We start from the raw sequence: 21,097 nt of genomic DNA, 5'->3' as shown, positions 1-21,097 counted from the left end.
GGAATCAAATGAACGGGACTCATCCAAATAATCTCCAGATGAACAAAGTAGAACTGATTCGTTTTGGTCATCACTTTAAAGCGATTAAAAAGAATTGGCTAAGCATCGCAGCTTTCACGCTTCTGTTTTCATTAACTTGTACTTGGTATATCTACTCCAAAGCATCGATATACCAAGCTACAGCAACGCTACTCATCCAAGAAGAACAAAAAAGCGCCCTTTCAATCGAGGAAGTATATGGCGTCGACACGACAAAAAAAGAGTACTTTCAAACGCAAATCGCTATTTTAAAATCGAATCATATCGCAGATAAGGTCATTAGAGAGCTGAACCTAACTCAACTACCGGAGTTCACACGCTCAGGTGGATTAAATCAAAAGATCGACCAAATAAAGTCGATCCCTTTTGTTCAAGACCTACTGAATGTGGCACCAAGCCCAAAAGAAACCGCCCAATTTTCAGAGTCCTATTATCAGGCACTTCAAGCTTTCAGAAGTAAACTCGATATAGAACCAGTACGTAACACCCAATTAGTCAGAATTCGCTTTCGTTCTACCGATCCTAAGCTTGCTACAACAATCGCCAACGCGGTCGGCCAAGCCTACATTGACGCAAATTTTGAAGCCAAATTGGTCGTTACACAAAATGCGGCCACTTGGTTGACAAATAACTCACAAAAATTGGAGGAGCGATTACGTAACTCTGAGCAAGCGCTGCAAGAATTCTTGTTAAAAGAAGGGTTGATCGATATAAACGGTATTGATGAAATTTACGCAAATGAGCTAGAAGAACTCACTCGCAAGCTGAATGTCGCTGTTAATAAGCGTATTGAAGCACAGACGTTAATCCAACTGTTAAGACGTAAATCTTCACAAAGTTTAGACAGCTTGCTGTCAATTGATGAATTCGCTAATCAAGCGCAGATCCGCGACCTAAAATTATCGGAAGCCCAAGCAGCCAAAAATCTCTCTGAGCTGGCACAGCGCTACGGCCCCAAGCATGACCGAATGATTCAGGCGAAAGCGCAGCTTGCTGAAATTCAAGCAAGAACCCAGCAACTCATTCGTGACATTTCCTTTAGCAAACAACAAGACCTTCTTGCTGCAAAAGCGCAAGAGGACATGCTTAGAGCAGAACTCGATAACAAAAAGGCCGATTTCCAATCGTTAGGGTCACAAAAAGCGCGTTACGAGCAGTTAAAACGCGAGGTTGAATCCAATAAGGCACTCTATGAAGCGTTCTTAAATCGTGAGAAAGAGACCAACGCCACCAGCGACTACAAGAATGTCACTGCACGATTTACTGACAAAGCCATCATCCCTCTATTCCCGGTGGCACCACAACGAATCAAACTGGTACTGATTGCCACCTTTTTTGGCTTTGCCATTGCTTGCGCTCTAGTCATCATCTTAGAAACGATGCGAGAAGTTATCCGAAGCACAGCCGATGTGCAGGAAAAACTTGGTGTTACGTGTTTAGGTGTGATTCCTATGGTCAAAAAACGCAATTTGCGTAAAAACGGCGTCAGTTATACCGCATATTTAGATGATGAAGAAAAGCTATTTAGTGAAGCTTGCCGCTCCGTCAGAACCTCGCTTCTGCTCAGATTAACCAACACGAAGCAAAAGATATTGTCCTTTACCTCTGCTATTCCAGAAGAAGGAAAAACATCGACCAGTATCAATATGGCGGTGTCGTTTTCAAAAATGGAAAAGGTATTGATCATCGACTGCGATTTACGCCGACCTTCCATCGCAAAACGGTTTGGTATTGCTGAATCAAGCCCAGGCTTAACGCATATCCTGACTATGGATACGCCAATCAAAGATTGTGTTACACATATAAAAGAAGCCAACTTAGATGTATTACCAGCAGGCCTAATTCCGCCAAACCCACAGGAACTGCTAGCTTCTGATCGCTTTAAAAAGTTGCTCGAACATTTTCAAAATAAGTATGACCGGATCATTATCGATACACCGCCCCTACTGTCAGTGAGTGATGCACTTATTCTTGGTCAGTATGCCAATGGTCTGATTACCGTCATTCGCTCTGAGTCGACAAAATCATCACTGGTTAACCTTGCGTTATCTAAACAAATACAACACTCAGTTCCATCTCTTGGCGTCTTAATCACACAAGCCAAGACTAAGGAAGGAGAAACGCTTTATGTCCAGAAATATGCCTACTAACTCAAACGCATCTTGGTACCAAACGTTGAAAAGCCAAGAACAACCGGTATTGATCTATCAAATGGGCAAAGTAGGTTCGAGTGCATTAGAACATTCCATTCCTAACTCGATTCACTTGCACGATCTTATGACTGTCGATGCGCAAAAACAGATATCCCCTGTAAGGGCGCAATTGCATAAACCTCAGATCAATGCGTTAAAGCGACGACTCAAGCGCATAGCGATGAGCCGTATGTTAAAGCGCAAGAAAAAAGTTCGAATTATCTCGCTGGTGCGTGAACCGATCGGACGAAATGTTTCAATGTTCTTTCAAGCACTTCCGTTTTGGATGGCGGACAAATATCTAAAAGATGACAGCGCAATACGTACCGAACGACCGCAATTACTCCAAGAGGCATTTGATAAGCACATGAATCATCAATATGCGCTGCAGTGGTTTGACAACGAGATCAAACAACTAACAGGGATTGATGTGTTTAACGAACCTTTTAATCACGAAGTAGGCTATCAGACATACCATAACAATAACTTTTCACTGTTGGTCATTCGAAGTGACAAGCTAAAGCAGGCTAACTCCGCAGTTGAAGGCTTTTTAGGTTACCCCGTGGATGTTGTTTATGAAAATCAGTCAGACAACAAATGGTACTCGCCACTAATGAAAGAATTCAAAACGCAATTTCAACCTACACCCGAGTACGTTGAAGAAATGCTGAATTCTAAATTGACGAAGCACTTTTTCTCAAATGCAGAAATCACCGACCTTAAACAGCAATATCTGACCAATTAATCATGAAAACCAAGATTCTACATATTATTAATGATCTTTCTCAGAACGGCGGTGCTCAGAAGTTCTTAGTCGACCTTGTTTTAGAACATAAGCCTGAATACGAAATCAAAATTTTGGTCTTATGTGATGAAAATGATTACTTACCAACGCTATCCGCCCAAGGGATAGAGTGTTTTAACTGGCGCACTTTGTCATTGAGTGAGAAATACTGTTTGCTACGTTGGCCGCATGTCGTTCACGGGCACCTCTACCCTTCCATTTATCTAGCGCTATTGGCGGTAGGTAAAAAACGAATCCAGACTGAGCACTGTTCTTACAACCGTCGACGTGACTATCCGTTGTTTAAGTTCATGGAGTACGTCTTATATTGGGGCCACGACTTGACGGTCAGTATTAGTGAAAAAGTACAAGATGAACTGGTGAAGTTCATGCCTCGCTACCAACATAAATATCACGTGGTGCACAATGGCGTTGATTTAAAAAGGTTTCCTATGATGCCGAAGTGCGCCAGCCACCTAATCGACAAACCAATCATCAAGATTGGCATGGTGGGCCGACTTCACCAACATAAAGATCATGAAACGCTTATCCAAGCACTTGTCCATTTACCGAGACGATACGAGCTCTATCTTGCTGGAGATGGCGAAAAAAAATCGTCACTGCAAGCGTTGGCAACAAAGCTCAACGTCACGCAACGTGTTCACTTTCATGGGGTAGTTTCTGATGTTCCAGCGTTTTTGAACGACATGGACATTTACGTGCAATCATCGCATGTCGAAGGCTTTGGCTTGGCGGCGGTTGAGGCCATGGCAGCAGGCTTACCCGTATTATCATCGGACGTACCCGGTTTGGATGACGTCACCGGACGTGCCGAATATTTATTTCAGGTAGGTAACTCAAATGAGCTGAGCCAAAAAGTGCTCCAGCTGTGTGAAAGTGTTGAGCGGTATGACGCTGCAAGTCAATACTCAGTCAATAGGGCCTCTCTCTACACCATCGATAAATTTCGTGAAGGTTACTATGGAATCTACCAGCAGCTTTGCGCCAACAAATAGTTCCGCGCCATCGAGCCAGCGAGCATCATGGTTTGCGGCATGCCTACTGGCATTATTCTTTATTCCCATGAAGTTTCGTGCTGGAGGAGTTGCACTAGCAACTTCAGACATCGTAAGTCTTTTGTCCATTGGTTTTACAGCGTTAGTGGTATTGGAAGGAAAAGCTGAAAAACTCATGCATCCCTGTATGGGGTTCCTCGTATTGTTCACTGGGTATGTGTTCTTAAATGGCCTGCTAAATCGCGTCCCCTTAATGCCGCTAGTTATAGAAACCGTGCAATGGCTGGCGATTCTCTGCTTGCTTAGCCTAATGTACGCCTATGGCGTGTTTGATGATGAAAGGGTTATGGTTTATTTCACTTACCTGCTGTTTTTGATCTGCACGCTCGTTGCCTTATGGCACTTTGCTCAAGGCTATCAAAGCGGGTTTAAGTTACTCGGGGTAAGTAAATACGGGTTCGGTGTACTTTGCTCACTACTATACCTTTATCGGGATAAAATTCGCGCTTTCCACCTTTTGATGCTCGTTGCTTTGGTATTACTGGTGTTGTCGCAAGAAAGAAAAGCACTACTTGGTTTTTGTCTGCTTTTCTTCTTTGACCAGCTGCTCGTAAAAAACCTGATGAGAAAATCGCTTAATGAAACGTACACGTGGACGATTTTATTAGCCTTAAGCTTCATTGTGTTTACTGCCGTCACAACCACACTCTACGTTGGGTTTGAAACGCTAGCGGACACATTGGAAATAACCCAAGAAGACGTCTTATTTGCCAACCAAAGTGAAGCCCGCTGGGTATCGAATCTTCATAGAAAGCTTTTACTTGCCAATGGGCTAGATATTTTACTTCAACACCCGGTGTTAGGTGTCGGCGCGAAAATGTTACCCAACTTTATGATCAGTTACTTTAACTATGATGAGCTGGCGATCTACACCCACAACTTTGTGTTAGATACCGCAATTGAATACGGGTTGCTCGGTATCGCCCTATTATTTGGTGGTTATTTTCTGTTTATTCGCTTTTGCTTCCGTAGTCTCAATGACAACAGGAAAAGCCTCTTACTCGCGATATACGCCCTCATCATGGTGTTCTTCGTTGCGGTAAATACCACCATCATTTTAATACTCTTATTACCCGTCATGATAAGCATGAGCCGCGAGTCAAAGGTCAACACCATTGCTCATACTTTTCCGGTAAACCATCACCACGAATTTGAATAATCAAGGATAGGATAGATGAAGTATTCAATCTCTCGACAATTTGAAAAGAACCGAGAACTCCAAGCTGACAATTTTGTTTTAGTTTACCAAATGGGCAAAGTTGGCTCATCGTCAATTGAGCACACGCTGGGAGAAAGAAATATCCCGAGCTATCACATCCACACCTTTGATGATCACGAAGAATTTCACATGTATCACAATAAAAAAGACGTGAGTAAATTTTTCGATTTCAAAAACCGAGCACTCTATCGCTTAGTGCTCAAGCAACGAAAACGTATCTTACAAAAACGCGAACAGATCAAAATCGTCACACTGGTCCGTGATCCAATCGCAACTGTCTTTTCTCGTTTCTTTCAAGACCTCCATTTGCAATTTATCGAAGGCAAAAAGAATGATGCAATTCACCGAGATATGGCAGTCACGTATCAGCACCTCGAACATTGTTTCGATAACTATATCAATCTCAACTATTTTGCGAACTGGTTCGACAACGAGTTAAAACGTAACTTCAATATCGATGTGATGCGTCAAGAACTGGACAACACTCAACCTTTCTTCACATTCAAGAACGAGCAAGCCAACGTCATGCTAATCAAATGCGAAAAGCTCAGCTCTCTCGATAAAGAAATTGGTGAGTTTCTCGGGCTGCAAGACTTCGTGCTAAAAAACAGCAATGAAGCGAAAAACAAGTGGTACTCCAATATCCACCAGCACTTTAAGCATCACTACGACTTTTCAAAGCTGTTCTATATGTACGATCTTCCCTTATATCGCCACGTTTATTCAGAACAAGAACGTGATGCTTTCAAGCATAAATGGATGCAGACAGCAGGAACAAAATCATCATGAAAAAAGTGCTCCATATTACAGAAGCCTTCGGAGGTGGCGTTCAAACAGCCCTCTATAGTTATGCTCACTCCTCTCGAGATGAGCCCTATCAACATTTCTTGCTAGCCAGAGCTCGAGAAAACGACTTAACCAATGAGAACAACCATCATATTTTCACACAGACCAAATGGGTGGAAGGCGGCTTACTTCAATTTGTTCGCGATGCAAACCACATGATTGCATCACTTGCGCCTGACGTTGTGCATTTGCACTCGAGTAAAGCGGGATTTCTCGGGCGATTTCTAAAACTTGGCAAGGCGCGCTTGGTTTACACTCCGCACTGTTATGCTTTCGAACGTGAAGATATCTCCGAATTCGCGCGCCAGCTCTATAAAGCGCTAGAGAAAGTAAAACTAAGCAAAATTGATGTGGTGGCAGGCTGTAGCCAACGAGAATGTGACCTAGCCATTAGCATTGGTGCGAAACGTGCCGAGCTGCTCAATAACTACGTGTCCTATCAAAGTGAAGAGCGTTTATTGCGAAACAGACAAGAAGCGCTGCGACTTGTTGTGCTTGGTCGTGTCGCCCCCCAAAAGGATCCGCAATTTCTCATCGACACATTGCAACACCTTAATCGATATGCGCTTAACCGCCCATTAGATATCACTTGGATAGGTGGCGGTGACAACACACTCGAACAAAAATTGCGTACAGAAAATGTGGATGTGACTGGCATGTTGCCTCGTGATGAAGTGGTTAAAAAGCTGAAGGGTTCAGACCTTTACTTACATACTGCAGCATGGGAAGGGATGCCGTTAACTATTCTAGAAGCAGCCAAATTACATCTTCCTATGGTGATTCGAACTATCGGCGCGACCAAAGATCTCAACTACCCATTTTTAGCGCTAACACCTGAAGAAATGGCCAAGCAGATCGCGCACTGTGTCAATCATTATGATGAAATTGATTTTTGCCAATATACAACAGCGTTAAACGACGCCTTCAGTGAAGAAAAACAGCGCCTCGCACTTAATAATATTTACGGTTAAATACCTCTATGTTTCACACTATTCAACAAAAATTACTGTTGATGCCCAGCGGTAAAAAAAGCTTGCTATCTACTGGATTGAAAACCGCAATCACGCGTGTGTTGAGTGCGCTATTTGCTTTTTTACTGACACTGATTGTATCGAAGGCCAGTGACGCTTCGACTTCCGGTCAATTTTTCTTTTTATTCAACCTAGTCTCACTACTCGCGATCGTTTCTCAGCTAGGTTTTGATGTCTCATTAGTTCGCTACAATGCGATCGCCTTTAACAACAAAGAGACACTTCAACAAAGCCATAACTATAAAACAGCACTTTATCGAAGTATGGCGTTTTGCTTGCTAGCCATTGCCGTTTTGTTGGCAGGATTTAATCTGTTTCCTGAACAGCTAAACCAGACCCAATCGCCAATGCATGCGATTACTTTAGGCTTGTTCTGCATACCGTTTTTGGTGCTTGCACAGACCAACAGTCGTGTGCTTCAAGCATGTAGAAAGGTCGTGTCATCACTGTTTGCTTTACAGCTTGGCGTGAGTATGTTGATGGTCTTTTTTGTCTTTGGCTTGGACTATATCGGTCAGCAAAATATCAACAATCTGATGACCGCACTGCTTCTGGCGAGTATGAGCGTCGCGGTAATATCCAGTGTTAATTGGCTAGGTTCAGGTCAGTATCAGACATCGGCTTTCGTACCAAACAAAAAAATGGTCGCTTCTGCCAAGCAAGTCTGGATTGGCAGTATCTTCACGAACGTCCTTCAATGGGGAAGCCTTGTCATTGCGGGCTTTTTTATCTCAACAGCGGAACTCGGTCTATTAGCTGCAGCTCAACGTACATCACTACTGATTGGCTTTGTGCTGATTACCATTAACTTTGTGGTCGCCCCGATGTTTGCCTCTCTCTACAAAGAACGCCAAATGATCAAACTGCAAAGCCTGAGCCGTTTAGCTTGCCGAGCCAACGTTGGTTTAGCCATTGTGCCCGTGATTATTTGCACTCTATTCCCAGAGTTTGTGATGCGGTTTTTTGGTGAAGAGTTTCTTGCTGCTGCGCCACTGTTAGTCGTCCTGTCTTTAGGGCAGTTAGTCAATGTTGCGACTGGCTCTGTAGGATTTTTATTACTCATGAGCGGTCACGAAAGAACCATGAAATACATTACAATTTCCTCCGGCACAATCTCTATCTGCTTGCTCATTGCGCTTTGCCAAGCGTTCGGTGTTATTGGTGCAGCATGGGCGATAGCAGTTGGCATGGCAATCCAGAATCTAGCAGCGCTGTACTTTGTAAAACGTTACTTAGGCTTCTTTCCAATAGGTTAATTATGGTTTCAATACTGACACGGATGAGTTTTGTTTTCGTTCTGGTGGTTACGGCTTCACTCTCTTTATGGAAAAGCTCTGACTTACACCATGCCACTTACCTGAAAATGGAAACCTACTTAGGTGGATCGAGTACGCTTCACTTTACTTTCAGTTTATTGATCGGCTTTTTATCGGTCTTCACCTTTCCCTCTTTAGTAAGTTCCAGTAAAGCCGACGTCTTTGGCATCCGCCTTTTGCTACTGCTGTTGGCTATCGTTTCAATGGAAGAAATAAGCCAAATTTTTATTCCAAGTCGCTCATTTAGTTTTGATGATCTCAGTACCAACTGGATAGGCATTATCTCGGGTTACTTTAGTGCCAAGTTGATTCGCGTCCTGCGCACTCGCTCGTTCTCTTGAAATAAGCACCTCAAGGTTATTTGGGTATATAATTACGCCAAACAATCAGACTAACGAGTACATCATGTCATCCCACCCAACCAAGATTACCTTTTTTGAATTCTTAACCCCGTTGATCACATCAGGCAAAAAAACGATTACGATTCGAGATGAATCAGAAAGTCACTACGTTCCAAATACAGAGGTCGAAGTTTTTACCCTAGAGACGGATCGTAAAGTCTGCAACATCAAAATACGCTCTGTAGAACCACTCAACTTTGAAGATATCAATGAGTTTCATGCTGAACAAGAAGCCATCGAACTACCAAAACTCAAGCAGTTAATTCGAGAAATCTACCCAAACACCGATACGCTATTTGTGATTGAGTACGAGCTAATCAAATAACCTACAACAAACACTAGACGACTGGTCTAATTCATTCTATAGTACGCTTCATGAACGCAAAGACGAACGACACACGCCAACATATTCTCGACGTCGGATACGAGTTAATCGTAAACCGAGGGTTTACGAGTGTTGGCCTTTCAGAGCTTTTAAAAAAGGCCGCGGTGCCGAAAGGCTCGTTTTATCATTACTTCAAATCCAAAGAACAATTTGGTGAAGCGATGATTCAAGACTACTTTACTAAGTATTTTGAGCGTTTAAACGCACGCTTTACCAATACCGATCTGAATGGCTACCAACGCCTAATGAGCTACTTTGAAGAAATGGTCAAAGTAGAAGACGACGTATGTAATGCGAACAAATGTTTGTTGGTCAAGTTAAGTGCGGAAGTCTCCGATCTCTCAGAGTCCATGCGTCTAGCGTTACGCCAAGGTGCAGACAAAACCATTCAAGCAATGGCGGATTGCATTGACGTAGGCATTCAAGATGGCTCTATCCCAAATGGTGACAGTGCTTTATTGGCAAGGCAGATATACTACCTTTGGAACGGCGCAAGCTTGCTGAACAAACTGTATCAAGATCAGGCAGCATTAACGCAAAGTCTGACCTATACTCAACATCTACTGCAAAACACGCGAACTTGCCCATAGTAGGTAGCGTAAAAGTAAGATGAACACCCTACATGTGTTTCGCATTTGGTAATAACTCCTGTGATTGCACAATACACCTTCCCGCTCTATGAGCGGGATATTTTGAAATCAAAACTAGACGACCGGTCTAATCAATAAGTGAGATAAATATGACTAACGCAACAAATCGCAGAATCGTACTCGCGTCACGTCCCCACGGTGCACCAACAAAAGAAAACTTTCGTCTAGAAGAAGTGGCGAAACCGACTCCTCAAGATGGTGAGATGCTACTGAGAACCGTTTACTTATCTCTCGACCCATACATGCGCGGTCGCATGAGCGATGCCGAGTCATACGCCGATCCTGTTGCGGTTGATGACGTAATGATCGCTGGCACAGTTTGTCAGGTAGAAGCATCGAACCACCCAGATTATGAAGCGGGTGAATGGGTTCTTGCATACACTGTTGGCTGGCAAGACTACGCCATCTCAACTGGTGAGATGGTGATTAAACTTGGCAAAGAACCACAAAACCCATCATACGCTCTAGGTGTTGCTGGCATGCCAGGCTTTACCGCGTATATGGGCTTGCTCGATATCGGTCAGCCAAAACCAGGTGAAACCATTGTGGTAGCAGCCGCGACGGGCCCTGTGGGCGCGACTGTTGGTCAAATTGGCAAAATCAAAGGTTGCCGAGTTGTTGGTATTGCAGGCGGAGAAGAAAAGTGCCGTTACGCCAAAGAAGTCCTTGGCTTCGATGAATGTATCGATCACAAAGCTGACGACTTTGCAGAGCAGTTGAAAAACGCCTGTGACCAAGGTATCGATGTTTACTTCGAAAACGTAGGTGGCAAAGTATTCGAAGCTGTAATGCCACTTCTGAATACCAGCGCACGTATCCCACTTTGTGGTTTGATTTCTCAATACAACGCAACAGAACTGCCTGAAGGTACCGACCATCTTCCATTATTAATGGGTAAGCTGCTGACTAAACGAATCAAGGTGCAAGGCTTCATCATTTTTGATGACTACGGACATCGTTACGGTGAATTTGCGCAAGATATTAATCAATGGTTGGCAGAAGGAAAGATCCAATACCGTGAACATCTAGTACAAGGACTGGAGAATGCACCAGAAGCATTTATCGGTCTGTTGGAAGGTAAGAACTTCGGCAAGCTTGTAGTACAGATTAACGACCCATTATAAGGAAGGGATAAATAAATGATTAAACTTCACCATCTCAATCAGTCTCGCTCAAAGCGCATCATTTGGTTACTTGAAGAGCTAAATGTGGATTACGAAATCGTGCCTTATGTTCGTGACAAAGTGACCTTCATGGCACCGCCTGAGCTAAAGAGCGTTCATCCGCTCGGTAAATCGCCTCTGCTTGAAGATGATGGCGAGTTCATCATTGAATCAGGCGCGATGACCGAATATTTGATTGAGAAGTACAGTGATGGTGCGTTGGCTCCTGAGCGTGGGACGAAGGCGCACACTGAGTACCTACAATGGATGCACTTTGCTGAAAGTTCAGCAATCTTACCAATGTTGTTAAAAATCTTTATTAGCAAAGAGCCAAACGAAACTCAATTTCTGTCAGGCTATGCTGACAAAGAAGCGATGAACGTTCTGGGTTATTTCGAGCAATCGCTAGAAGGCAAAACTTACCTAGTAGAAGAACGTTTAACTGGCGCAGACATCATGATGTCATTTATTGTCGAGCTCGTGCATAAGTTCGGTTTGGCTGGTCACTTCCCGAATATTGAGCGTTATGGAAAACAACTCGCAACGCATCCAGCGTTTGAAAAAGCTGAGCAAATTGAAGTGAAGTACTCCTAATCATTCCGCCCCTTTGATGTTCAATAAAGCGATATCAAAGGGGCGATTTCCGACGTTAGCCTTGTCAACAAAGCGCAATTCATGCAAATGCCAGCGTGCTCTTTTTACCCTTTTCGCCAATACGTTAATAAACCAATCATAAAAATCAGCTAAGAATTTGATTCTAAGTTACTTTTCATCATCGTTACCACCTATTGAATTGATAAGCAGTATCAGTTTTTGCTTCCAGCTTTTCCGTAATAATCTTCTCTTCAGTTGCTAAGGTATTGATCCCTGGAGGGGAAGAAAAATGACAAATAAGAAATTAACCACCGCCGCAGGCTGTCCTGTCGCCCATAATCAAAATGTGATGACTGCAGGTCCTCGTGGTCCCCAACTACTGCAAGACGTTTGGTTCCTTGAAAAACTGGCACACTTTGATCGTGAAGTGATTCCTGAGCGTCGTATGCACGCCAAAGGCTCAGGCGCTTACGGCACCTTTACTGTGACTCATGACATCACAAAATACACTCGCGCGAAGATCTTCTCGGAGATTGGTAAAAAGACCGAACTATTTGCTCGCTTTACCACTGTTGCGGGGGAGCGCGGTGCCGCAGATGCAGAGCGCGACATCCGTGGTTTTGCGCTAAAGTTTTACACCGAAGAAGGCAACTGGGACTTGGTTGGTAACAACACGCCAGTGTTCTTCCTCCGTGATCCACTAAAATTTCCAGATCTAAACCACGCGGTGAAACGCGATCCACGCACCAACATGCGCAGCTCGACAAACAACTGGGATTTTTGGACATCACTACCAGAAGCATTCCACCAAGTTACGATCGTTATGAGTGATCGTGGTATTCCAGCGTCTTACCGTCATATGCACGGCTTCGGTAGCCACACATTCAGCTTTATCAACGCAGAAAACGAACGTTACTGGGTGAAATTCCACTTTAAAACTCAGCAAGGCATCAAAAACCTGACTGACCAAGAAGCAGAAGCGATCGTAGGTAAAGACCGCGAAAGCCATCACCGTGACCTTTACGAAGCGATTGAGCGTCAAGACTTCCCTAAATGGAAGATGTACGTACAGATCATGCCTGAGCTAGAAGCGGATGAAGTGAACTTTAACCCGTTCGATCTAACAAAAGTATGGTCACAAAAAGATTATCCATTGATCCCAGTAGGCGAGTTTGAACTGAACCGTAACCCAGAAAATTTCTATGCGGAAGTTGAGCAATCCGCGTTTAACCCGGCAGCTATCGTTCCTGGAATTGGCTTCTCACCAGACAAAATGCTGCAAGGCCGTCTGTTTGCATACGGAGACGCGCAGCGTTACCGCCTAGGTGTAAACCATCACCAAATTCCAGTTAACACGCCTCGTTGTCCGGTACACAGCTACCACCGCGATGGCGCAATGCGCGTTGATGGCAACTTTGGTTCCACACTAGGTTACGAGCCAAACTACAAACAAGAATGGGCAGAGCAACCAGATTACTCTGAGCCACCTCTACGCATCAACGGCAATGCTGATCATTACGATCACCGTGTAGACGAAGACTACTTCAGCCAAGCGGGTGACCTATTCCGTCTTATGAGCGAAGAACAGCGTCAAACTCTATTCGACAACACCGCTCGTGCAATGGATGGTGTGCCAGACTTCATCAAAGAACGTCACGTTAACCACGCCTACCAAGCGGACGAAGCTTACGGCAAAGGCCTTGAGATTGCGCTAGGCTTAAACAAGTAAACGGACACTGCACCAGCAAATGCTGTGATAAGAAGACATAAAAAAGGAGGTGCCCCAAAGCACCTCCTCATTAAAGTTCGTTAATCACACACTAATGTTCAAGGGGAACGATCATGATCAACTTAAATTTCTTCAAGCTCTTTGATACCAAAGAACTGTTTATCTACTACTGATTCTTAGCGACGGCTTTAATCAGAACAGACGTATCCATGCGGCCTAAACCATCACGCTGAAGGTCAGCGTATTGCTCATCCACTTTTTTAGTTAGTGGTAAGTTGAGCCCAACCCGCTCTGCTTCTTGCAGACAGAAGCCTAAGTCCTTGCGCATCCAATCAATCGCGAAGCCAAAATCAAACTTATCTTGCGCCATCGTCTTGGCGCGGTTTTCCATTTGCCATGACCCTGCAGCACCGTGCTTGAGTGTTTCAACTACTTGTTCAATATCCAAACCGGATTTCTGCGCGAGTAACAACGCTTCGCTCAAGCCTTGAAGCACGCCACCAATACAGATTTGGTTTACCATCTTACAACGTTGACCTTGGCCATTTTCACCCAGAAGCGTCATTTGCTTTGCATATACGTCCATCGCTGGAGACACACGATCAAAAATGTCCTGCTCGCCACCACACATGATGGTTAGTACACCGTTTTCTGCGCCTGCTTGACCACCAGATACCGGAGCATCAATGAAGTGATTGCCATATTTGGTACAAGCATCGGCCAATTCAACGGCTAAATCAGCAGAAGTCGTGGTGTGATCAACCAGTACCGCGCCTGCTTTTAGACCGACTAGAATGCCTTCTTCACCGTATACAACGCTGCGCACGTCATCGTCATTACCGACACAAGTAAATACGATATCGCAACCTTCTGCCGCTTCTCGCGGTGTCTCGCACGCAATGCCATTGTATTCTGCAGCCCATTTATCAGCTTTGGCTTTGGTGCGGTTGTATACTTTGGTTTCATACCCCGCTTTGCTCAAATAGCCCGCCATTGGGTAGCCCATGACACCCAAACCAATAAATGCTACTCGTTGTTTTTCCATTGCACGCTTCCCTTAGTTCACCTGACTGAAATGTTTTGTAACATTCTACTAAAGAATTGAAAACATTACTCGTAATTTATCCTTCACTCGCGGCACAAATAAAAGCGGACCACGATGTTGGAGTAAAAACCGAAGCAGTCAGAGGGTTATTAAGGAAAAATTTCTCAGAAGTAAAATGCTAAGACACTCTACGTGCTTGCAACAAAGCCGTAGCGTTCAACATGGCATCCTTGGTCGTCACATCCAACACTTTTATTTTTCGAAAACGTTCCGGTTCTTTGATCGCGACATCATGAGCAAAGATCACAAACTTCGCTTTCTCGATGTCTTTCTCGGTAATTCGGTTGATGACGCCATTCGCCCCTTGGGTTTCGACTTTAATCTTAATGCCGAGTGCACAAGCCGCTTTTTCCAATGACTTCGCCGCTAAGAACGTATGTGCCACACCTGATGGACAAGATGTAACCGCCAAAACATCCGCCTCACCTTCGCCTTGAACGGAACCATATACCTGAGAATGACCTGTGTAACTCTCATCTTCGGTGACGGTTTTCTTTAGTGCAATCACGATCAATGCCGTGGTAACTGAGCCCGCAATCGTGCCGATGATGTAACCAATTTTTCCATCCACAACAGGGAGAACAATCCAACCGCCCCATGGTGCATGGTTCATTACGTGGAACATAAAGCCGATCACGTTACCGACGATGCCACCCGCCACAATAGCGGGTAATACTCGTGCAGGGTCGCCAGCGGCAAAAGGAATCGCACCTTCGCTAATACCGATCATCCCCATAATACCTGCGGCTTTCCCCGCTTCGCGTTCATCTCGCTTGAATTTACTCGGCGCCAAAAACGTGGCTAGTGCCATACCCAATGGCGGCGTACAAATCGCAATACCGACCCCGCCCATCAACCATGGTTGCGTGTTCACTTGAGTTTGAGCAAACAACGTCGCCACTTTGTTAATTGGGCCGCCCATATCAAACGCGGTCATTGCCCCAAGCACAGTTCCGAGCATTACTTTGCCTGAGCCCGCCATGCCCGTCAGCACTTCGTTCATGGTGGTCATTGCGCTGGCAATCGGAGCACCTATCACCCACATCACCGCGCCACAAGTAACAAACGTCCCCACTAGCGGATAAATAAAAATCGAGCCAAGCGAACTCATGCTGTCTGGTAGCTGAATTTTCTTTAATAGCCAAACGACAAAGCCAGCAAAAAAGCCGACCACAATTGCACCTAAAAAACCCGTATTGTAATGACTGACCGCAATCCAAGATCCAATCATACCCGGTGCAAGGCCCGGCTTGTCGGCAATGGAATAAGCAATGTAACCGCCAAGAACAGCAGTAAACAATGTCAGGCCAGCAATCCCCATTTGGGCAATATCGGCCAAAATTCCTTCTTGTGGTACACCACCGTGACCAGAGATCATCACCGACAATGACAACAACACACCGCCCGCAACGATAAACGGGATCATATGGGATGTGCCAAACAGCAAGTGCTCTTTAATGCGGCCAAGTTTTTGCGCCCAAGGGCTCAGGGGTTCTGATGCAAATTCTAAAGAAGTTGGGAGAAATTCATTGGATTGGGTTTGAATATCAGTCAGCATCTCAAGCGCTTCTTCTCGCGATTGAGCCTGTTTGAGCTTTTCAACAAAGCCGTCTTCGATAATTTTGGTGGAAATTTGTGCCAATACTTCAATGTGATGATGATCATCACCATCTGGAGACGCCAGCATGAAAAACACATCGGACAGCTCGCCATCTTCGGCGCCATAATCAATCCCACTGCGGCTGATCCCGACCGCGACAGCCGGTTTCGCTACAGCATCACTTTTGGCATGAGGGATCGCAATACCATCATCAAATCCTGTGTTACCGATCTCTTCTCGTTTCCAGATATCTGCCAAGAACTGGCTTTGACTATTGAGCTTGCCGGCGGCCTCTAACATCTCGACCAGCTCTTTGAGCGCTTCATCTTTGGTTTGAGCTTTTAGATCTAAACATATCGTTTCCAGCTCAATTAGGTTTGTGATGTCCATTGTTTTACCTTCCAATATTCACGCTCGAATATATACCCAAGTGAGTTTGAGATACAGGGTCCCCTGGCTCGTATGCGTTCCTACTCATTTTATTTGGGCATAGATTAACCAGTGCCTACCCTTTGATATATAGGACTAAAAGTGCATTAACTGGATTAATGTAACATGAGATTCAAACTGTGATAGAGCTCTTGCGTTAATCCAGCTCAAATCAATTCAATCTGCGGTGGCTGTGCTAATATCCACAAAAAATAAAATGGATAGAACATGAAAATCGTAGCGGTGACAGCATGCCCTACAGGCATCGCTCATACTTATATGGCGGCAGATGCACTAATGAAAGCTGCGCCAAAACATAACGTGCAAATTAAAGTAGAAACGCAAGGTGCGATGGGGATAGAGAATCAGCTCACTCCTCACGATATTGCTCAAGCGGATCGGGTTTTGATCGTGTCGGATATTGAGATAGAACAACCTGGCCGATTCGAAGGGGCGCGCAAAATTCAAATCCCCATTGAAGAGGTTTTGCTGAACGTCGACAAAGTATTCCTCGTCCACTGCCGCGACTAAATTTGCAGATGAACGAATACCAAATCACCTTTTTCGTCGATAATGCAAATGCCAGTGCGCACCTTGCTCAGCCACTCAATCGAGTGGCAAAGAAGTTCAAAAGTACCTTACATATCATTAATGTAACGCAAAATCGTGTTGCGGAACTCACCAAGTCCGTGGCGATTTTGCAAGCAGGCCTACAACAAGGTGATTTGTGTCAAATCACAGCTATTGGCATTGACGCAGAGCTGGCCTGCTTCGTCATCAAAGACATGATTGCTGAACACTTTACGGTGGTGGGATCTCATATCAACTATGAGTTTTCTAGCCAACTGGCCGAGCGTTTACCGCAAATTTGCCCACCTTGTGAAATCAAATGGCACTACGCCAAAGCGCATACCGCGCTCACCAAGTTTGAATGCCTTAAAGGATTAGCTCAGCTGATCCACCCCATTCATCCCGACGAACTGATTCTTGCTTTTATTAAACGCGAAGAACGTTCATCAACTTGCGTGACTCCGGGGATCGCTCTACCGCATGTGATGTTTTCAGGTGTTGACCATATTTCCATTGCCGTTATTGCAAATGACAAGTCGATGGATTGGGCTTCAAAGATGGGTGATGTTCATCTGGCTATAGCACTGGTGATGCCAGAAAAGCCGACCAGAGAACAGATCATTGCGGCCACTAACCTCACACGAAATCTGCTTACCGATCAAATGGCGGAACGCCTACTACTAACAAAAAGCAGCGTCGACTTACAAGCGCTGCTGATGTACGCCATGTCGAGGCTGCTCGCCTAAACTTCTCTATGATTTACGCACTCTGACTGAAGGTTTAAATCGAACCACGATATTCCGTCGGCGTTCTGCCTGTACGGTTCTTAAATACTCGGCAGAAATAGTTCACGTCTTTAAATCCACAGCGCACTGACACGTCATTGAGTTTGAAGTTGTATTTCTTGAGCATAAACTTCGCACGATCCACGCGTACCCAAGTAATGTAGTCTGCCAAGGTCATGTGCCCCTGCTGACGGAACAAGCGCGACAAATGGTTCGAGGAAATACTGAATCTCGACGCAATGCTGTCACGCGTGATTGGGCGATGGAAGTTCTCTTGAATGTAGATACAAATCCCTTGATAGAGATCTTGCACACGGCTATGTGACTGCTGCTCGACTGGTGCATCCAACATCGTCTTCGCGTATTGCAGTAATGCTTGCAGTAAAAGCTCATCCATTGGTTTTTTAGTATTCTCACGAGCTAGTGAGCTCAACGCTTCTAAGATGTTATCTATCGCAAATCCTGAGCGTGTTTGGATGCTATGCTTTTGAATATCGTAAAAGTTTGCCTCACCTTTGCGTTTGCTCACCAAACTTAACCCAAGTTGTCGACGCCCAAACAAAATACTTAACACTGAGCAATCGGTATCCCAGTCTGGTTTATTCCAACAGTTAGGTGGAATAAATATCGCGTCGCCTTTTTTAGCAACGATGTGCGTTACTTTTCGATCATGACTTTCCATTTCATTAATATATTCCCCATCCAGAACTAACTCTAGGCGAGGGAAATTAACTTGATAGCTAAATTCAGGCGGCGTATGAAAATCTCCTGCAAACCAAATATTATGAAATGGCTCTCTTTCATTTAATACCGCTGAAATTAAATCATGAAAAATCATTGTCTCACACTCTATATATGCATCAATGATGCTATTTACTATAGATATACACCGGACTGGACTTTTGTGCTATTGAGCAAAATCACACTTCCATTTTAATGTTACAAAAATCCAGTTAACGCATCAATTTTCCAGTAACAAAAACTCTATCAAAAACACTCAATCCCTTTTTAAATAGGAGCAAAGCCACATTTCACTTATCGTTTAGCTTCTTATCCATCATGTCACAGATATGCAGCTAGATTTGTCCAGCGAACGATCTAAATCACACTATAGTTAGCCGGTTACAATCCTCCAGTAAATGCATTTTTTCTTCACTACAGTCTTTTTCTCAGTAATTTAAAAATACCCCTGAAATAAAAATTATATTTATAGGGGTTCGACAATGATCACCAAACTAATAAATGAAGACTTAATTAAGCTTGATCTTAAAGCGTCTTCAAAAGAAGACGTATTTAAAGAACTGGTTGCCGTTCTTCATGCCCAAGGTCGTATTTCTGACCAAACACAATTTCTTGAAGATATAAAATCACGTGAAGAATTAGGAAATACCGGATTTGAAGATGGCGTGGCAATTCCACACGCGAAAAGCGCCGCTGTGATTGAACCGGCGGTTGTGATCGGCGTAAGCAAATCAGGTATCGAGTACGGCGCGGAAGACGGTTTACCTTCAAAGCTGTTCTTCATGATCGCTTCTCCAGACGGTGGCGATAACCACCACATCGAAGTACTTGCAGAACTGTCTTCAAAACTGATTGAAGATGGTTTCATCGATGCGTTCTTAGGCGCAACAAACAACCAAGACGCACTGGCACTCCTTCTTGCTAAAGAAGAACCGCAATCAGTGACAGATTCTCCAGCAAACCAAGGTTTTATCATTGGTGTTACCGGTTGTCCTGCGGGCGTTGCTCACACCTACCTAGCAGCAGAAGCGCTAGAGAAAGGTGCAGCGGCAATGGGTTACGAAATCAAGGTTGAAACGAACGGTTCAATCGGTGTGAAAAACAGCCCAACCGCAGAAGAAATCGAGCGTGCAGATGCCATCATCGTCGCATGTGACAAGCAAGTTGACATGAACCGCTTCGCGGGCAAACGCGTGGTTAAAACCAACGTAAAAGCCCCAATCCGCGATGCTCAAGGACTGATTAATGAAGCGTTAAACGCACCGACGTACCAAGCTGAGTCCAATGGCAATACTCAAGCGTCGGTTGCCGACAAAGCTTCTCAAGCTCGTTCTGACTTATATCGCTACTTGATGAATGGCGTATCACACATGATCCCATTCGTCGTAACCGGTGGTCTGTTGATTGCCCTTGCTCTTGCTGTAGGCGGTCAGCCAAGTGAAGCGGGCATGGCGATTCCTGAAGGCAGCATGTGGAACCAAATCCTCAACGTCGGTGTGGTTGCCTTTACGCTGATGATCCCAATCCTTGCCGGTTACATTGCTTACGCGATTGCTGACCGCCCAGCTCTAGCTCCTGGCTTGATCGGTGGTTGGATTGCAAATAATGGTTCTTTCTACGGCGCAGACGCTGGTACAGGCTTTATCGGTGCCATCATCGCAGGTCTGCTTGTGGGTTACTTCGTGAAGTGGATTACGTCGATTAACTACCACAAATTCATCCAACCTTTGGTGCCAATCATGATCGCACCAATCACAGGTTCGCTATTCATCGCAGGTCTATTCATCTTCGTTATCGGCGCGCCAATCGCAAGCCTAATGGATGGTCTGACTGCGCTACTCACTAGCATGAGTACAGGTAACGTCGTTCTACTGGGTATCGTACTTGGTGGTATGGCTGGCTTCGATATGGGTGGTCCATTCAACAAGGTCGCATTCCTATTCTCTGTGGGCATGATTGCGAGCGGTCAAACTCAATTTATGGGTGCGATGGCGTGTGCAATCCCTGTTGCTCCTCTAGGCATGGCACTGGCAACGGCGCTTGGTCGTAAGTTCGACCTGTTCGAAGAATCAGAAACCGAAGCAGGTAAAGCAGCAGGTGCAATGGGTCTGGTTGGTATCTCTGAGGGTGCTATTCCATTCGCGGCGCAAGATCCAATGTCAGTGATTCCTGCAAACGTACTTGGCTCAATGGTGGCGGCAGTAATGGCGTTCTCATTCGGCATCACCAACAGCGTTGCTCACGGCGGTCCCGTGGTCGCTCTACTTGGCGCGATGAACCACCCAGTCCTTGCTCTGATTTGTATGGCAGCTGGCGCAACGGTTACCGCAGTAACGTGTGTAACGTTGAAGAAAGTACGTAAAGCAAAAATGATGCAAGCAGCCGCTTAATCCCCCTCCCCCAAATGGCTCCTATGGCTTGGGCAATGTCGCCCAAGCCATG

Annotated in this window: 19 protein-coding genes; 16 read left to right on the top strand and 3 right to left on the bottom strand. The window is 44.9% G+C overall.

Annotation, left to right across the window (positions count from 1 at the left end; all coding sequences use genetic code 11):
- The first annotated feature begins 8 nt into the window (after positions 1 to 8).
- From MTR11_RS11445 to MTR11_RS11385, 13 genes are all read left to right on the top strand, one after another.
- The gene (locus MTR11_RS11445; protein ID WP_243327570.1) at positions 9 to 2,189 is read left to right on the top strand and encodes a GumC family protein; all 2,181 of its coding nucleotides are present in this window, start codon (positions 9 to 11) and stop codon (positions 2,187 to 2,189) included.
- Positions 2,167 to 2,976, top strand: coding sequence for a putative capsular polysaccharide synthesis family protein (locus MTR11_RS11440; protein WP_243327569.1), 810 nt, complete (start codon positions 2,167 to 2,169; stop codon positions 2,974 to 2,976). The genes MTR11_RS11445 and MTR11_RS11440 overlap by 23 nt, the downstream gene beginning before the upstream one ends.
- Before the next feature lie 2 nt (positions 2,977 to 2,978).
- On the top strand, positions 2,979 to 4,031 hold the full coding sequence (locus tag MTR11_RS11435; protein WP_243327567.1) for a glycosyltransferase: 1,053 nt from the start codon (positions 2,979 to 2,981) through the stop codon (positions 4,029 to 4,031).
- A complete protein-coding gene (locus tag MTR11_RS11430; protein ID WP_243327566.1) occupies positions 3,997 to 5,250 on the top strand; it encodes an O-antigen ligase family protein in 1,254 nt (417 codons plus the stop codon). Before MTR11_RS11435 ends, MTR11_RS11430 begins: the two co-directional genes overlap by 35 nt.
- A 15-nt stretch (positions 5,251 to 5,265) precedes the next feature.
- The gene (locus MTR11_RS11425) at positions 5,266 to 6,099 is read left to right on the top strand and encodes a putative capsular polysaccharide synthesis family protein (RefSeq protein ID WP_114322830.1); all 834 of its coding nucleotides are present in this window, start codon (positions 5,266 to 5,268) and stop codon (positions 6,097 to 6,099) included.
- Entirely contained in the window at positions 6,096 to 7,127 is a 1,032-nt protein-coding gene (locus MTR11_RS11420; protein WP_243327564.1) for a glycosyltransferase family 4 protein, read from the top strand. Before MTR11_RS11425 ends, MTR11_RS11420 begins: the two co-directional genes overlap by 4 nt.
- Before the next feature lie 8 nt (positions 7,128 to 7,135).
- A complete protein-coding gene (locus MTR11_RS11415; protein WP_243327562.1) occupies positions 7,136 to 8,443 on the top strand; it encodes an oligosaccharide flippase family protein in 1,308 nt (435 codons plus the stop codon).
- Positions 8,444 to 8,445: 2 nt separating this feature from the next.
- Complete coding sequence (locus MTR11_RS11410; RefSeq protein ID WP_243327561.1) at positions 8,446 to 8,844, top strand: VanZ family protein; 399 nt, start codon at positions 8,446 to 8,448, stop codon at positions 8,842 to 8,844.
- 64 nt (positions 8,845 to 8,908) lie between these two features.
- Positions 8,909 to 9,229 carry a N(4)-acetylcytidine aminohydrolase gene (gene yqfB, locus MTR11_RS11405; protein ID WP_005392475.1) on the top strand — a complete coding sequence of 107 codons (321 nt, stop codon included), beginning with the start codon at positions 8,909 to 8,911 and terminating at the stop codon, positions 9,227 to 9,229.
- 50 nt (positions 9,230 to 9,279) lie between these two features.
- A complete protein-coding gene (locus MTR11_RS11400; RefSeq protein WP_006742221.1) occupies positions 9,280 to 9,879 on the top strand; it encodes a TetR/AcrR family transcriptional regulator in 600 nt (199 codons plus the stop codon).
- A 149-nt stretch (positions 9,880 to 10,028) separates the two neighbouring features.
- Positions 10,029 to 11,063, top strand: a complete 1,035-nt coding sequence (locus MTR11_RS11395) for an NADP-dependent oxidoreductase (protein WP_006742222.1) — start codon at positions 10,029 to 10,031, stop codon at positions 11,061 to 11,063.
- Positions 11,064 to 11,078: 15 nt separating this feature from the next.
- On the top strand, positions 11,079 to 11,696 hold the full coding sequence (locus MTR11_RS11390; RefSeq protein WP_006742223.1) for a glutathione S-transferase family protein: 618 nt from the start codon (positions 11,079 to 11,081) through the stop codon (positions 11,694 to 11,696).
- Positions 11,697 to 11,985: 289 nt separating this feature from the next.
- On the top strand, positions 11,986 to 13,425 hold the full coding sequence (locus tag MTR11_RS11385) for a catalase (RefSeq protein WP_152813093.1): 1,440 nt from the start codon (positions 11,986 to 11,988) through the stop codon (positions 13,423 to 13,425).
- Between the two features lie 166 nt (positions 13,426 to 13,591).
- On the opposite strand, the gene MTR11_RS11380 is transcribed toward MTR11_RS11385, so the two are convergent.
- Positions 13,592 to 14,470, bottom strand: a complete 879-nt coding sequence (locus tag MTR11_RS11380) for an NAD(P)-dependent oxidoreductase (RefSeq protein WP_243327560.1) — start codon at positions 14,468 to 14,470, stop codon at positions 13,592 to 13,594.
- A 178-nt stretch (positions 14,471 to 14,648) separates the two neighbouring features.
- The gene (locus MTR11_RS11375; protein WP_021821967.1) at positions 14,649 to 16,520 is read right to left on the bottom strand and encodes a fructose-specific PTS transporter subunit EIIC; all 1,872 of its coding nucleotides are present in this window, start codon (positions 16,518 to 16,520) and stop codon (positions 14,649 to 14,651) included.
- 267 nt (positions 16,521 to 16,787) lie between these two features.
- On the opposite strand from MTR11_RS11375, the gene MTR11_RS11370 reads away from it, so the two are divergent.
- On the top strand, positions 16,788 to 17,090 hold the full coding sequence (locus tag MTR11_RS11370; protein ID WP_243327558.1) for a PTS fructose transporter subunit IIB: 303 nt from the start codon (positions 16,788 to 16,790) through the stop codon (positions 17,088 to 17,090).
- Positions 17,091 to 17,098: 8 nt separating this feature from the next.
- Complete coding sequence (locus tag MTR11_RS11365; RefSeq protein WP_005463046.1) at positions 17,099 to 17,875, top strand: PTS sugar transporter subunit IIA; 777 nt, start codon at positions 17,099 to 17,101, stop codon at positions 17,873 to 17,875.
- Between the two features lie 34 nt (positions 17,876 to 17,909).
- Here the strand turns inward: MTR11_RS11365 and MTR11_RS11360 are convergent, their stop codons facing one another.
- A complete protein-coding gene (locus tag MTR11_RS11360; protein ID WP_006742228.1) occupies positions 17,910 to 18,752 on the bottom strand; it encodes a helix-turn-helix transcriptional regulator in 843 nt (280 codons plus the stop codon).
- Between the two features lie 385 nt (positions 18,753 to 19,137).
- Between MTR11_RS11360 and MTR11_RS11355 the strand changes: the two genes are divergently transcribed.
- Positions 19,138 to 21,045 carry a fructose-specific PTS transporter subunit EIIC gene (locus MTR11_RS11355; RefSeq protein WP_243327556.1) on the top strand — a complete coding sequence of 636 codons (1,908 nt, stop codon included), beginning with the start codon at positions 19,138 to 19,140 and terminating at the stop codon, positions 21,043 to 21,045.
- Positions 21,046 to 21,097 lie beyond the last annotated feature (52 nt).

The sequence above is a fragment of the Vibrio sp. CCB-PB317 genome (genome assembly GCF_022808245.1).
In the GTDB taxonomy this organism is placed as follows: domain Bacteria; phylum Pseudomonadota; class Gammaproteobacteria; order Enterobacterales; family Vibrionaceae; genus Vibrio; species Vibrio diabolicus.
The sequence above is the reverse complement of the archived record's forward strand: the minus strand, read 5'-3'. Positions and strand labels throughout refer to the sequence as shown.